Origin of the sequence: Streptomyces sp. NRRL F-5135 (genome assembly GCF_000719775.1) — a bacterium.
In the GTDB taxonomy this organism is placed as follows: Bacteria; Actinomycetota; Actinomycetes; order Streptomycetales; family Streptomycetaceae; genus Streptomyces; species Streptomyces hebeiensis.
The window spans coordinates 111,365-125,356 of the sequence record NZ_JOHR01000017.1 but is presented as its reverse complement, the minus strand read 5'-3'; the positions used below and the strand labels follow the sequence as shown (position 1 = coordinate 125,356).

8 protein-coding genes are annotated in these 13,992 nt (G+C 73.0%); 2 read left to right on the top strand and 6 right to left on the bottom strand.

Going from position 1 to position 13,992, the window contains the following annotated elements:
- Positions 1-125: 125 nt before the first annotated feature.
- Positions 126-1,427: a M50 family metallopeptidase gene (locus tag IG02_RS0127545; protein WP_030753752.1), complete on the bottom strand. Its 1,302-nt coding sequence runs from the start codon at positions 1,425-1,427 to the stop codon at positions 126-128.
- Positions 1,424-2,713 carry a 1-deoxy-D-xylulose-5-phosphate reductoisomerase gene (gene dxr, locus IG02_RS0127540; protein ID WP_030753749.1) on the bottom strand — a complete coding sequence of 430 codons (1,290 nt, stop codon included), beginning with the start codon at positions 2,711-2,713 and terminating at the stop codon, positions 1,424-1,426. Before dxr ends, IG02_RS0127545 begins: the two co-directional genes overlap by 4 nt.
- A gap of 408 nt (positions 2,714-3,121) precedes the next feature.
- Here dxr and IG02_RS0127535 point away from each other — a divergent pair, with 408 nt between their 5' ends.
- Positions 3,122-4,348 (top strand): glycoside hydrolase family 64 protein, encoded by a 1,227-nt coding sequence (locus tag IG02_RS0127535; protein WP_051765801.1) that lies wholly within the window; start codon positions 3,122-3,124, stop codon positions 4,346-4,348.
- An 88-nt stretch (positions 4,349-4,436) separates the two neighbouring features.
- Here IG02_RS0127535 and IG02_RS0127530 read toward each other — a convergent pair whose 3' ends face one another.
- The 4 genes from IG02_RS0127530 to IG02_RS0127515 form a co-directional block, all read right to left on the bottom strand.
- Positions 4,437-6,425, bottom strand: a complete 1,989-nt coding sequence (locus IG02_RS0127530; protein ID WP_030753743.1) for an acyl-CoA dehydrogenase family protein — start codon at positions 6,423-6,425, stop codon at positions 4,437-4,439.
- A gap of 145 nt (positions 6,426-6,570) precedes the next feature.
- The gene (locus IG02_RS0127525; RefSeq protein ID WP_030753741.1) at positions 6,571-8,016 is read right to left on the bottom strand and encodes an aldehyde dehydrogenase family protein; all 1,446 of its coding nucleotides are present in this window, start codon (positions 8,014-8,016) and stop codon (positions 6,571-6,573) included.
- 266 nt (positions 8,017-8,282) lie between these two features.
- Positions 8,283-9,902 carry a PucR family transcriptional regulator gene (locus IG02_RS0127520; RefSeq protein WP_030753738.1) on the bottom strand — a complete coding sequence of 540 codons (1,620 nt, stop codon included), beginning with the start codon at positions 9,900-9,902 and terminating at the stop codon, positions 8,283-8,285.
- Between the two features lie 203 nt (positions 9,903-10,105).
- Entirely contained in the window at positions 10,106-12,319 is a 2,214-nt protein-coding gene (locus IG02_RS0127515; RefSeq protein ID WP_030753735.1) for an ATP-binding protein, read from the bottom strand.
- 290 nt (positions 12,320-12,609) lie between these two features.
- Here IG02_RS0127515 and gabT point away from each other — a divergent pair, with 290 nt between their 5' ends.
- The gene (gabT, locus tag IG02_RS0127510; protein WP_030753732.1) at positions 12,610-13,944 is read left to right on the top strand and encodes a 4-aminobutyrate--2-oxoglutarate transaminase; all 1,335 of its coding nucleotides are present in this window, start codon (positions 12,610-12,612) and stop codon (positions 13,942-13,944) included.
- Positions 13,945-13,992: the final 48 nt, after the last annotated feature.

The window sequence follows — 13,992 nt, the reverse complement described above, 5'->3', positions numbered from 1 at the left end:
CGTCCGGGGAGCACATCCCGGCCCCGGTCCACCGCGAAAACACGCGGCCGGACACACCTCGGTGTCCGGCCGCGCGGAGGGGTGGGAAGCCGGCCCGGACGCCGGGCCCGCGCCGTGCTCCCCGGTCAGCTGATCTTGACGGGATTGAAGACGTCGGCGACCAGGACGAGCAGCGTGAAGCAGATGAAGATGCCCGCCACGACATAGGCGACCGGCATCAGCTTGGCGACGTCGAACGGGCCGGGGTCGGGCCGCTTGAACAGGCGTGCCAGCGAACGCCGCAGGGACTCCCAGAGCGCGCCCGCCATGTGGCCGCCGTCCAGCGGCAGCAGCGGCAGCATGTTGAAGAGGAAGAGGGAGAGGTTGAATCCGGCCAGCAGGAACAGCATCATCGCGATCTGGTTCTGGGCCGGGATGTCCAGCGTCATCACCTCGCCGCCGATCCGTGCCGCGCCGACCACGCCGACCGGCGAGTCGTCCTTGCGCGGGCCGTCCCCGAAGGCGGCGCTCCACAGGTCGGGGATCTTGGACGGCAGGGCGATGATCGAGTGGACGCCGTCCTCCATCATCGTGCCCATCCGCTCGACGGACTGGCCGAAGGACAGCGGGACGATCTCCGTGGAGGCTGCGAAGCCGAGGTAGCCGGCCGGCACGTACTGGTCCGGGACCACCTCTCCGTCGGAGTCCTTCTTCGCCACCATGTTCGTGGCGAGCGTGGCGTGCAGCACCCGCTCCGTACCGCCGCGCTCGACGGTGATGCTGGCGGGGCCGATCGTCCGGCGGATCAGGTCGGAGAGCGTGGCCCAGTCCTCGACGTGCTCGCCGTTGAAGGCGACGATCTTGTCGCCCTCCTTGAGCCCGGCCGCCTGGGCGGGCGAGACCGGGTCGCCCTTGGCGCAGGTGTCGCGCTTCTCGCTCTGCGCGATCACGCACTTCTGCACACCGGCCACTTCGGTGGTCTGGGTCTGGAAGCCGAAGCTCATCGCCACGCCGATGAAGATCACGGCGGCGAGGACGAGGTTCATGAACGGGCCCGCGAACATCACGATCAAGCGCTTCCAGGGCTTGCGCGTGTAGAACAGGCGGTTCTCGTCGCCCGGTTGCAGCTCCTCGAAGGACGCGGAGCGCGCGTCCTCTATCATTCCGCGCCACGGCGAGGTGGAGCGCGCCTCGATCCGGCCGTCGGGGCCCGGCGGGAACATCCCGATCATGCGGATGTAGCCGCCGAGCGGAATGGCCTTGATCCCGTACTCCGTCTCCCCCTTGCGCCGGGAGAAGACGGTGGGCCCGAAGCCCACCATGTACTGAGGCACCCGGATACCGAACATCTTGGCCGTGGAGAGATGGCCGAGTTCGTGCAGGGCGATGGAGAAGAGCAGTCCGGCCATGAACACCAGGATGCCGAGGACCGTCAACAGAATCGTCATGCGCGAGCCTCCGCCGGCTGCTGTTCGCCCGATGTCGCTGCCAATGTCGCCGCCTTCTCCCGGGCCCGGGCACGGGCCCAGGACTCTGCCTCGAGGACGTCCGTCACCGTGAGCGAGGTTCCTTCGCGGGGGTGGCCGTGCTCCCCGCCGTGTTCCTCCACGACCTCGGTGACCGTATCCATGATGCCGTTGAACGGCAGCCGGCCCGCCAGGAACGCGTCGACGCACTCCTCGTTCGCGGCGTTGAACACCGCGGGGGCCGTACCGCCGAGTTCGCCCACCCTGCGGGCGAGACCCACGGAGGGGAACGCCTCGGTGTCGAGCGGGAAGAACTCCCAGCTCGACGCCTTGCTCCAGTCGAACGCCGGAGCCGCGTCGGGTACCCGCTGGGGCCAGCCCAGACCGATGGCGATCGGCCCGCGCATGTCGGGCGGGGTCGCCTGGGCCAGGGTCGAGCCGTCGCTGAATTCCACCATCGAGTGAACATACGACTGGGGGTGGACGACCACCTCAATCCGGTCGAAGGGAATGTCGTAAAGAAGATGTGCCTCGATCACTTCGAGGCCCTTGTTGACCAGGGTCGCGGAATTGACCGTGATCACCGGGCCCATGGCCCAGGTGGGGTGGGCGAGGGCGTCCTGGGGGGTGACGTGCGCCAGTTCGGCCCTCGTACGGCCGCGGAAGGGACCGCCCGAGGCCGTCACCACCAGCTTGCGGACGTCGGCCCGGGTTCCGGAGGCCAGCGCCTGGAAGAGGGCGGCGTGCTCGGAGTCGACGGGGATGATCTGGCCGGGCCGGGCCACCGCCGTGACCAGCGGGCCGCCGACGATCAGCGACTCCTTGTTGGCGAGCGCGAGCGTGCGGCCGGCCGTGAGCGCGGCGAGGGTCGGGGCGAGGCCGATGGAACCGGTGATGCCGTTGAGCACGGTGTGACAGTCGGAGGCCGCGAGGTCCGTGGCCGCGTCGGGACCGGCGATGATCTCGGGGAGCGGTTCGCCCGTCCCGTACCGCTCCCCGAGCGCCTCCCGGAGCGCGGGGACGGCGTCCTCGCGCGCGACCGCGACGGTGCGCACCCGCAGCCGCCGGGCCTGCTCGGCGAGCAGGTCGACCCGGCCGCCGGCGGCGGACAGCGCGGTGACGCGGAAGCGGTCGGGGTTGCGCAGGACCAGGTCGATGGCCTGCGTGCCGATGGAGCCGGTGGAGCCGAGGACGACGACGTCCCGGCGGCCTTCGACCGGGTCGAAGGTGGTGTGCGGATCGGCGAGAGGGGATGGGCTGTCGCTCATGCCCCCATTCTCGCCTCATCCGCGAGGGCCCCGGACACGCGGCCCGGGCGGAGAGCCCGGCCGGTGTCCGGGCGCGGTGCGCGCCGCGGAGTGCGCGGGATGTGGTGCGCGGGGCGGTGTGTGGGGTGTGGGGCGGTGCTCGGCGTGGTGCGGTGCGCGTCGTCTCGGAACGTGGTGGAGCCCCGCCCCGGACGGCGAGGCACGTCACGCGGCACGGGCCGAGGCGCCCCGTCGAGACAGCGGCGGGCCGTCGAGCACCGAGGGACCGTCCCTCCGTCCGGTGCCCGACAGCACCTGCCCGACACACCGTCACCGCGTGTGCATAACCGCACAGTTCGTTGACACATCCTCCTCCCGGCCTGATTCTGAGAGCGCTCTCAGAACCCCCACACCTCAGGAGGCAGAGCCGTGCCCCCCATACGCAAACCGCTGGTCTCACTGACCGCCGCCGCGCTCCTCACCACCGGCCTCGTGGCCGCCGGGCCCGCCACCGCGGCCCCCGGCAAGGCCGCGCCGGAGGCCGGGAACACCGCCGCCGTGCCCGCGACCATCCCGATCACGATCACCAACAAGTCCGGCCGCAACGATCGCGTCTACCTCTACAACCTCGGCACCGATCTCGCGACGGGAAGACAGGGCTGGGCCGACGCGAACGGCACGTTCCACCCCTGGCCCGCCGGCGGCAATCCGCCCACGCCCGCGCCCGACGCGTCGATCGCCGGGCCCGCCAACGGGCAGTCCCTCACCATCCGCCTGCCGAAGTTCTCGGGCCGGGTGTACTTCTCGTACGGGCAGAAGCTCGACTTCCGGCTCACCACCGGCGGCCTGGTTCAGCCCGCCGTGCAGAACCCGAGCGACCCGAACCGGAACATCCTGTTCAACTGGACCGAGTACACGCTCAACGACGGCGGGCTGTGGATCAACAGCACGCAGGTGGACATGGTCTCCGCGCCCTACGCGGTCGGCGTCAAGCTCGCGAACGGCACCACGAAGAACACCGGCCACCTCAAGCCCGGCGGCTACAACGCGTTCTACAACGCGCTCAAGTCGCAGTCCGGCGGCTGGGCCAACCTGATACAGACCCGCTCCGACGGCACGATCCTGCGCGCGCTCTCGCCCGGTCACGCCGTGGGGACCGGGGTGCTGCCCGCGACCGTGATGAACGACTACATCAACCGGGTCTGGACCAAGTACGCGTCCTCGACGCTGACGGTGACGCCGTTCAAGGACCAGCCGAACACCAAGTACTTCGGCCGTGTCTCCGGCAACGTCATGAACTTCACCAACGGCGCGGGCGCGGTCGTCACCTCGTTCCAGAAGCCCGACGCCGATTCGGTCTTCGGCTGCCACAAGCTGCTGGACGCGCCCAACGACGCCGTACGCGGGCCGATCTCCCGCACCCTGTGCGCCGGCTACAACCGCTCCACGCTCCTGTCCAACCCCAACCAGCCGGACGCCGACAACGCAAACTTCTACAAGGACGCGGTCACCAACCACTACGCGCGTGCCATCCACGCCCAGATGGCCGACGGCAAGGCGTACGCCTTCGCCTTCGACGACGTCGGCAACCACGAGTCGCTGGTGACCGACGGCAACCCGCAGGCGGCGTTCATCACGCTCGACCCGTTCAGCTGAGCCGCCCGTTCAGCTGAGCCGCCCGTTCAGCTGAGCCGTGCGGAGCGCGGCGGGCGACCGCCCGCCGCGCTCCGCCACGCCGCCGTCGTCACCGGATCGGGCGGTGCACGTTCTCCCGCCGCGACGGGCCCGGGGTGACGTCCGCGATCCAGGGGCCCTCGCCGCTCGGGTCGGCGATGCCCTCCTCCAGCCAGGCGTACCGGCCGGCCAGGACCCCGCCGACGACCCTGCGGTCCAGCTCGTCCGTGTTGGACCACAGCCGGCCGAACAGCTCCTCCACTCGGATCCGCGCCTGCCGGCAGAAGGCGTCGGCCAGCTGGTACGCCTCACGGCCGTGTTCCCCGCGCGAGCGCAGCAGTTCGGCGCGCACACAGGCGGCGCTCATGGCGAACAGCTCCGCGCCGATGTCCACCACGCGCCCCAGGAAGCCCTGTTTGGTCTCCATCCGCCCCTGCCAGCGCGACATGGCGTAGAAGGTGGACCGGGCCAGCCTGCGCGACGTCCGCTCGACGTAGCGCAGCCGTGCCGACAGGTCCGGGTGGCCCGGGTGGTGGAAGGCGCCGTACGCGCCCGGCAGTTGGCCCGGACCCGCGACCAGTTTCGGCAGCCAGCGGGCGTAGAACGCGCCGGCCCGCGCGCCGGCCTTCGCCTTGTCCCGCGGGGACGCCTCCGGGTCGATGATGTCCCCCGCCACGGCGAGGTGGGCGTCGACGGCCTCGCGGGCGATCAGCAGGTGCATGATCTCCGTGGAGCCCTCGAAGATGCGGTTGATGCGCATGTCGCGGAGCATCTGCTCGGCCGGCACGGCGCGTTCGCCGCGGGCCGCCAGCGAATCCGCCGTCTCGAAACCGCGTCCGCCCCGGATCTGGACCAGTTCGTCGGCCATCAGCCAGCCCATCTCCGAGCCGTACAGCTTGGCCAGGGCCGCCTCGATCCGGATGTCGGTGCGATCCTCGTCCGCCATCTGGGACGACAGTTCCACGACCGCCTCCAGCGCGAACGTCGTCGCCGCGATGAAGGAGATCTTCGCGCCGACCGCCTCGTGCCGGGCGACCGGTTTGCCCCACTGCTCCCGGGCCGCGGACCACTCGCGTGCGGTCTTCAGGCACCACTTGCCCGCGCCCACGCACATGGCGGGCAGCGAGAGCCGGCCCGTGTTGAGGGTGGTCAGGGCGATCTTGAGGCCGGCGCCCTCCGGGCCGATGCGGTTCGCCACCGGGACCCGGACCCGGTGGAACCGGGTCACACCGTTCTCCAGGCCGCGCAGGCCCATGAACGCGTTGCGGTTCTCGACCGTGATGCCCGGGGAGCCGGCCTCGACGACGAACGCGGTGATCCCGCCCCGGCCGTCCCCCCGCGCGTCGGCCTCGTAGGCGGGCACCCGGGCCATGACCACCAGCAGATCGGCGACGACCCCGTTGGTCGTCCACAGCTTCACGCCGTCGAGCACGTACGCGTCCCCGTCCCGCACGGCCGTGGTCGCCAGCCGGGCCGGGTCGGAGCCCACGTCCGGCTCGGTGAGCAGGAACGCCGAGATGTCGGTACGGGCCAGGCGCGGCAGGAACGCGTCCTTCTGCTCCCGGGTGCCGAAGAGCTTGAGCGGCTGCGGTACGCCGATGGACTGATGCGCGGAGAGCAGCGCCCCGACCGCCGGGCTGGCGGAGCCGACCAGGGCCAGCGCCCGGTTGTAGTACACCTGGGTGAGGCCGAGACCGCCGTGGCCGGTGTCGATCTTCATGCCGAGCGCGCCCAACTCCTTCAGACCGCGCACCACCTCGTCGGGGATCCGCGCCTCGCGCTCGATCAGCGCCCCGTCGATCTCCGTCTCGCAGAAGGCGCGCAGCTTCGCCAGGAACTCCTCGCCCCGCCTGACGTCGTCGGGCGCGGGCAGCGGGTGGGGGTGGATCAGGTCGAGCCGGAACCGGCCGAGGAACAGCTCCTTGGCGAAGCTCGGCCTGCGCCAGCCCTGTTCCCGGGCGGCCTCGGCGACCTGGCGCGCCTCCCGCTCGGTGACCTTGGGCGTGCCGTGCGGCTCCTGCGGTACGGACGCTTCTGAGGGGACGGAGGGTGCGGACATGGGGAACTCACCTCGCCGGGGAGTGGGGTCCGGACGGTGGACGCGCCAACTGGTACCACTCGTCCGTATCTACCCGATTCCGGTGCGCCCCACCAGTCGTCCACCCGGGCGCGCGGAGGCCGGGGCCGCCCGCGCGCCGGCGGTCCTACAGCTCCAGGCCGGTGAACACCATGACCCGCTCGTAGGTGTAGTCGTCCATCGCGAAGCGCACGCCCTCGCGGCCGACGCCGGACTGCTTGGCACCGCCGTACGGCATCTGGTCGGCGCGGTACGAGGGGACGTCGCCGACGATCACACCGCCGACCTCCAGGGCTCGGTGGGCCCGGAAGGCGGTCTGGAGGTCATGGGTGAAGACCCCGGCCTGCAGGCCGTACTTGGAGTCGTTGACCCGCTGGTACGCCTCGCTCTCGCCCTCCACCCGGCGCAGGGTGAGAACCGGCCCGAAGACCTCCTCGCGGGCGAGCGTGGTGTGGTCGGGCACGTCGGCGAGCACGGTGGGCGCGTAGCTCGCGCCGTCGCGCTTCCCTCCGGTGAGCAGCTGGGCGCCCTCCCGTACGGCCTCGTCGACCCAGGACTCGACGCGCTTGGCGGCGTCCTCGCTGACGAGCGGGCCCACGTCGGTGGCGTCGTCGGCGGGGTCCCCGGTGACCTGGGCCTCGACGGCGGCGACGATCTTGGGCACGAGCCGTTCGTACAGGGAGGCGTCGGCGATCACGCGCTGGACGGAGATGCAGGACTGGCCGCCCTGGTAGTTCGAGAAGGTGGCGATCCGGCTCGCCGCCCAGTCCAGGTCCTTCTCGCTCGCGTAGTCGGCGAGGACGACGGCGGCGCCGTTCCCGCCGAGTTCGAGCGTGCAGTGCTTGCGCGGCACCGAGTCCATGATCGCGAAGCCGACCTTGTCCGAACCGGTGAAGGAGATCACGGGCAGCCGCTCGTCCTGGACGAGGGCGGGCATCCGGTCGTTCGGCACCGGCAGTACGGACCAGGCGCCCTCGGGCAGCTCGGTCTCGGCCAGCAGCTCGCCGAGGAGGAGCCCGGAGAGCGGGGTGGCCGGGGCGGGCTTGAGGATGATCGGGGCGCCGACGGCGATGGCCGGGGCGATCTTGTGCGCGCAGAGGTTGAGGGGGAAGTTGAACGGCGCGATCCCGAGGACGACGCCCCGGGGGAAGCGCCGGGTGAACGCGAGCCGGCCGGTGCCGCCCGCGTCGGTGTCGAGGCGCTGGGAGTCCCCGCTGTTGAACCGGCGGGCCTCCTCGGCCGCGAACCGGAACACGGACACGGCACGGCCGACCTCGCCCCGGGCCCACTTGAGGGGCTTGCCGTTCTCGGCGGAGATCAGCCGGGCGATCTCCTCGGTGCGCTCGACGAGCCGGCGCGAGACGTGGTCGAGGGCGGCGGCGCGGACGTGCGCGGGGGTCGCGGCGAACTCGTCGAGCACGGAGTGCGCGGCGGCGACGGCCTCCTCGACCTGCCGCTCGGTCGGCACGGAGACGGTACCGACGACCCGGCCGTCCCAGGGGGACGTCACGTCGAGCGTCTCCTCACCGGTGGCCTGGCGGCCGGCGAGCCAGAAAGCGTGGGTGGAAGTCATGGCGAGTCCGGGCCCTTCCCAGTAGGCGGGTGGTGATGGCTGGGTGCCTGCTCCCACGGTAGGGGCGGAGCGGCGGGGAACGGCTTGTCCATGGTGGAGCGGTGAGGTGGGGGCGTGCGCCATTTCGTAGCGGCACGGGACTTCGGCGGCCCTGCGGCCCCGCTGCCCGCGCGGGCGTCCGGCACCGCGCGGCTGCTTCTTCCCCAGTGCCGCGTCGGCGCGGTGGCGGGGCGCCGCCGGGGACCCACCGAGGAGGGAACCCGCTCTCAGCCCGTCGGCGGCAGCCGCACCGGCGCGGTCGTCTTCAGCGCCAGCCACAGCTCCATCCGCACGTCCGGATCGTCCAGCGAGCGGCCCAGGATCTCCTCCACCCGGCGCATCCGGTAGCGCAGCGTGTGGCGGTGGACGCCCAGGTCCGCCGCCGCCGCGTCCCACTGGCCGTGGCGCGAGAGCCAGGCGCGCAGGGAGGCGACCAGGTCGCCGCGGCCCTTCGCGTCGTGTTCGCGCAGCGCGCGCAGCATGCCGTCCGCGAACGCCCGTACCGCGTCGTCCGCGAGGAGCGGCAGGATCGAGCCCGCCGCCAGGTCCTCGTGCTCGACCAGCGCGCGACCGCGCCGCCTGGCCACCGACAGCGCCTGTTCGGCCTGTTTGTACGCGCCCGCCGCCGCGATCGGGCCCGTCGGCGCGGAGAGACCGATGACCACGCCGACGTCCTCCGCCTCCCATCCGGCGTACTCGCCGGCGGCCGTGACCACCGCTCCCCCGTCCGCGGCCAGGACCGCCAGCCGCTTCCCGCCGTCCGGCACGGTCAGCGTCGCCTCGCCCGCCCGCGCGGCCGCCGTCTCCAAGGACTCGGCGAGGACATGGAGCGGGTGGATGTCACCGGAGTCCGGCACGGCGTCGGTCACCTCCGCGACCAGCAGCCGGAACGGCGCGTCGAGCAGTTCTCCGTACAGGTCGCCCGCCACGGCCCGCGCGTGGTCCGGCTGCCCGGACAGCAGCATCCGCAGCACCGCCGCGCCGAGGCGCTGTTCCGCCGCCTGGAGGGAGCGGGAGCGCTCGGTGGTGAGGGTGAGCAGCGCCACCGCCGAGTGCACCGCGTAGCGCTCCGCCGTGCCCAGGGCCGACGCCGTGCCGACGGCCAGGGCGCCGCGCATCCGGCGGCCGGTGCCCAGGGAGTGGAGCTCCACCCGGTCGCCCCCGGCCTCCCCCGCGGGCTCCTCGCCGGTCTCCTCCCCGCATCCCCCGGGCTCGCCGGCCACCGTGCTCGCCGGCATCTTCCGCTCCCGCAGCCGCTCGATGTCCGCCGAGAGCCGGGCCGCCCGCCGGGCCGCCCAGTCGGGCGCCGCGGCGACGACCGCGCCGGACGCGTCGTACAGGGCCGCCCAGCCGTCCACGTGCGCCGCCAGCCGGGCCAGCAGTTCGGAGGGCCCGTCGGTGAGCGCGGCGCGGGTCAGCTCCCGCTGCGCCTCGAACCCGGCCGTCACCGCCCGGTACTGGTCCGCCGCGATCTCCGCCGACACGGCCTTGCTGATCGCGAGGAACGGGGTGCGCCGGGGTACGCCCAGCAGCGGCAGGCCGGCCGACCGGGCCGCCCCGAGAAGCGCGTCCGGGATGTCCGGGTAGTTCACGCCGACGGCGAAGCCGAGGCCCACGACCCCGGCGTCCACCAGCCGCCCCACGTAGCGCTCCATCTTCTCCGGGTCCTCGGCGTCCAGCGCCGCCGCGGTGATCAGGAGCAGCTCGCCGCCCTCCATGTACGGGACGGGGTCCGCCAGCTCGCTGGCGTGCACCCAGCGCACCGGAGCCATGAGCCCGTCCTCCCCCGCGCGCACGGTGAGTTGGAGCGCCGAATGCTGGACGAGGGAGGCGAGGGTGGGCGGCATGGGGGGAACCGTAGGGCCTTCGGCAGCGGAGGGGCAGGGCCGCGGGCGGCTCCACGGCCCCGTACGCCGTCCCGTATGAACGGCATCCCCTCATTCTGCCAGGTTGTACGACAAGGCGTAGGGGTGCCGGTTATGCCACCCGCACATGGCGGCCCCCCGCGCCGGACCCGTACGTCCCCGTACGCCTGCTCGCCCGGCCGGGCTCAGCTCCGCAGGTCCACCAGCAGCGGCGGCGCGTGCTCGCCCCGCACCGTCCGCAGCGACAGCACCGCGTGGCCCGCCGGCACGGAATGTGCCAGGTCGGACGCGGACCAGCGCTCCCGTTCCACGGTCCGTACGGTCACCGCGTCCGTGGTCACGGCCTTGCCCGTGACGAGTTTGCGGAAGGCGTGGATGGCGCGCGTCAGCGGCTGGTCGGCGAAGACCGTGCGCTGGGTGACGTCCCGGGTCTGCACCCATTCGGTGCCCCAGGCCTCCGCGAACCGCTTGCCGTCCCAGGTGGTGATGCCGGAGAACGCCATCCTGCATCCGACGGCCCCGAGCAGCGCCGTATGCAGTGTCTCGGGTACGTCGTCGAGCGTACGCAGCGTCAGCACCGCGCCCGCGTTCGCCGAGCGCAGCCGCTGCACTCCGCGCAGTGTCTCAGCGGTGAGCGTGCGGGTCGCGTCGTCCAGGACCAGGCAGACGAAGAGGGACCGGTCCGCGCGTGCCGCGGCGTTCGCCGTGAACTGCGCCAGCACCAGCCGCGCCAGCGTCCGGGACGCCTCGGCGTGGCCGCGCTCCGGCAGGTCGATCCTGACCCGCAGCGGGTGTTCCAGGGCGCGCGGGGAGAACGGCCTGGTGCGCCCGCGCGTGTCGAAGAACCCCGCGAAGGCGGGCCGGTCCAGCAACGCCAATCGGTCCGCGAGCGCCCGGCCCGGGTCGCCGGGCGTGCCCGACTGCCGCTCGCGCGCGTCGAGTTCCCGCCGCATCGCGCCGTGTCCCCCGGCGTCCAGCGCCTCGCGCAGCGTGGCCAGCGCGGCCGGTTCGCCGTCGAGCAGTTCCCGCAGCTCCGGTACGCCGGGCAGCCGGCCGTGCGCCACTCCGAACGGACCGAGCAGCTGGGCGAGTGCCGTCGTGGCCCGCCTGCCGTCCTGGTCCGCGAGATCCCCGACGAGCCCTTCGGCGAGGAGGGCGGCGGCCTCGTCCGGATCGTTCGTGCCGCCGTACAGGTCGAGGTCGTGCACCGAGTCGGGGTCGCCGACCCGGACGACGACGTCATAGGCGTCGTCGGGCCCGAGCGGGGTGCCGGCGGCGCAGACGGCGACGACCGCGGCCTGCCCGGCGAGCGCCTGGAGCGCCAGCGACTCCACCACCGGCCGGACCAGGGAGCCGGTCTTGCCGGCCCCGGGCGGCCCCACGGCCAGCAGCGACGTGCCCAGCACGGCCGGGTCCAGCGCGAGCCCGGTGCCGCGCCTGGAGTACGGATTGCGCTCCCCGTCCTGGACCGTGCCGATCCTGACCTGGCGTGCGAGCAGGTCGTGCCGGGCCGCGCGCACGGGCAGGTCCCGCTTGCCGGAGGGGTGGACACAGGCGGCGGCGCCCGTGCCGCGCACGGCCTCGGTGAAGGCCGTGAGCCGGGTGGGGTCGGCGCGCACGGAGAGCCAGGCGCGCCGGATCCTGGCGTAGTCGACGTCGTTCATGCGCCCGTCGCGCACCTCGGCGGCGAGCCGGCCCGCGGTCTCGCTCTGGCCGGCGGCCCGCAGGTCGGGCCACTCGGCCGGATCGTCCTCGGGCTCGAGGGGCGGCGGGGCCGCCTCCTTCGCCGCCCGGGCCGGACGGTGACCGAGCACGCGCCGCCCCAGCTCGGCCCACCGGCCGAGCCGCCCGAACAGGACCAGCAGGCCGCCGACGACCAGCGCGTAGTAGACGTACGCGGCGACGACCGAGGCCATCGTCCCGCGCCAGGAGTCGGGCGTGAACATGTAGAGCGGCCAGAGCCAGAAGCCGCCGAGGTAGTTGTTCCACAGCAGCGACCAGAGCAGCAGTCCGGCGAGGGCCGAGATCAGCGCGCCGCTGACGAGCTGCCGCGTCGGCGTGCGCTCCGGCTCCTCCGGGGGGCGCGCGCGGTGCCCGTACGCCCAGACGCCCGGCGCGTCGGCGGTCCGCGGCACATGGAGCCACTCGCGCAGCGTGGGGCCGGCGGTCGCGGCAGGGGCGTGCCCCGGCTCGGGCGGCAGTGCCCCGGCGCCGAATGGCGCGGCCGGAGGCGGCACGGCCGCGGACGGTACGGCCGAAGGCGGCACGGCGGGAGGCGGAACGGATGGTGGCGGCACGGACGGCATGGGCGGCGGGGCCAGTGGCTGCGGCGGTCCTGCCTGACGCGGCAGGGAAGTGGCGCGAGTGTCCCGTGCGTCGTGCGTGCCGTCGGTTCCCATATAGCCCTGCCCCCTGCGCAGTCGGTCCGCCCTGTCGTACCCGTTCAATGTATGACCATGGCCACCCCTCGGGCGGCAGGTCATCGCCCCCCGCCCGTACGGACGTTGCCCGCTCGGGGCCCGGCCCGACCGTCTCAGGACCGCCGCCTACCCGCCGGGCCATGTCCATGGCGGACAACGACACACCCCCGAACACTCCTGAACGGCGCGTGCCCGTACCCCGTCCCCGCCCCTAGCCTGCGAGGAAAGACGCACCCGGGCCCGCCCCGGACACACCCCAGGAGCCCCTCATGAACGCAGTCCCGCAGGAGCGCCGTGTCGTCACCGCCCTCCCCGGCCCCACGTCCCAGGAGTTGCAGGCGCGCAGGACCGCCGCGGTCGCCCGCGGCGTGGGGTCCGTGATGCCCGTCTTCGCCGCCCGCGCGGGCGGCGGCATCGTCGAGGACGTGGACGGCAACCGGCTGATCGACTTCGGCTCCGGCATCGCCGTGACCTCGGTCGGCGCGAGCGCCGAGGCCGTCGTGCGCCGGGCGGCCGCCCAGCTCGCCGACTTCACCCACACCTGTTTCATGGTCACGCCCTACGAGGGGTACGTGGAGGTGTGCGAGCGGCTCGCGGAGCTGACGCCGGGCGACCACGCGAAGAAGAGCGCGCTGTTCAACTCCGGTGCCGAGGCCGTCGAGAACGCCGTGAAGATCGCCCGGTCGTACACCGGACGCCAGGCCGTCGTCGTCTTCGACCACGGCTACCACGGCCGTACGAACCTCACCATGGCGCTGACCGCGAAGAACATGCCGTACAAGAACGGCTTCGGGCCGTTCGCCCCGGAGATCTACCGGGTGCCGGTCGCCTACGGCTACCGCTGGCCGACCGGGCCCGAGAACTGTGGTCCCGAGGCGTCCGCCCAGGCCATCGACCAGATCAGCAAGCAGATCGGCGCCGAGAACGTCGCCGCGATCGTCATCGAGCCGCTGCTCGGCGAGGGCGGCTTCATCGAGCCCGCGAAGGGCTTCCTGCCGGCGCTCGCGGCGTTCGCCAGGGACAACGGGATCGTCTTCGTGGCCGACGAGATCCAGTCCGGGTTCTGCCGCACCGGCCGGTGGTTCGCGTGCGAGGACGAGGGGGTCGTCCCCGACCTGATCACCACCGCGAAGGGCATCGCGGGCGGCCTGCCGCTGGCCGCCGTCACCGGCCGCGCCGAGATCATGGACGCGGCGCACCCGGGCGGACTGGGCGGCACCTACGGCGGCAACCCGGTGGCCTGCGCCGCCGCGCTCGGCGCCATCGAGACGATGAAGGAACTGGACCTCCCCGCGAAGGCCCGGCGCATCGAGACGGTCATGAAGGGGCGGCTGTCGGCGCTGCGGGAGAAGTACGACCTCATCGGCGACGTCCGTGGCCGCGGCGCCATGATCGCCATCGAACTGGTGAAGGACCGGCGGACCAAGGAGCCCGCGCCCGAGGCGACGGCCGCGCTCGCCGCCGCGTGCCACGCGGCGGGCCTGCTGGTGCTCACCTGCGGCACGTACGGCAACGTGCTGCGCTTCCTGCCGCCCCTGGTGATCGGTGAGGACCTGCTGGAGGAGGGCCTGGACATCCTGGAGAACGCGCTGGCCGACCTCTGAGCGGTCCCCGCCTCACCACGCCACACCGCCTCGCCATGACACAACGCC

Coding starts and splice junctions, on each gene's coding strand:
- IG02_RS0127545 (WP_030753752.1), bottom strand. CDS start 1,427: ATGACGATTCTGTTGACGGTCCTCGGCATCCTGGTGTTCATGGCCGGA.
- dxr (WP_030753749.1), bottom strand. CDS start 2,713: ATGAGCGACAGCCCATCCCCTCTCGCCGATCCGCACACCACCTTCGAC.
- IG02_RS0127530 (WP_030753743.1), bottom strand. CDS start 6,425: ATGTCCGCACCCTCCGTCCCCTCAGAAGCGTCCGTACCGCAGGAGCCG.
- IG02_RS0127525 (WP_030753741.1), bottom strand. CDS start 8,016: ATGACTTCCACCCACGCTTTCTGGCTCGCCGGCCGCCAGGCCACCGGT.
- IG02_RS0127520 (WP_030753738.1), bottom strand. CDS start 9,902: ATGCCGCCCACCCTCGCCTCCCTCGTCCAGCATTCGGCGCTCCAACTC.
- IG02_RS0127515 (WP_030753735.1), bottom strand. CDS start 12,319: ATGGGAACCGACGGCACGCACGACGCACGGGACACTCGCGCCACTTCC.
- gabT (WP_030753732.1), top strand. CDS start 12,610: ATGAACGCAGTCCCGCAGGAGCGCCGTGTCGTCACCGCCCTCCCCGGC.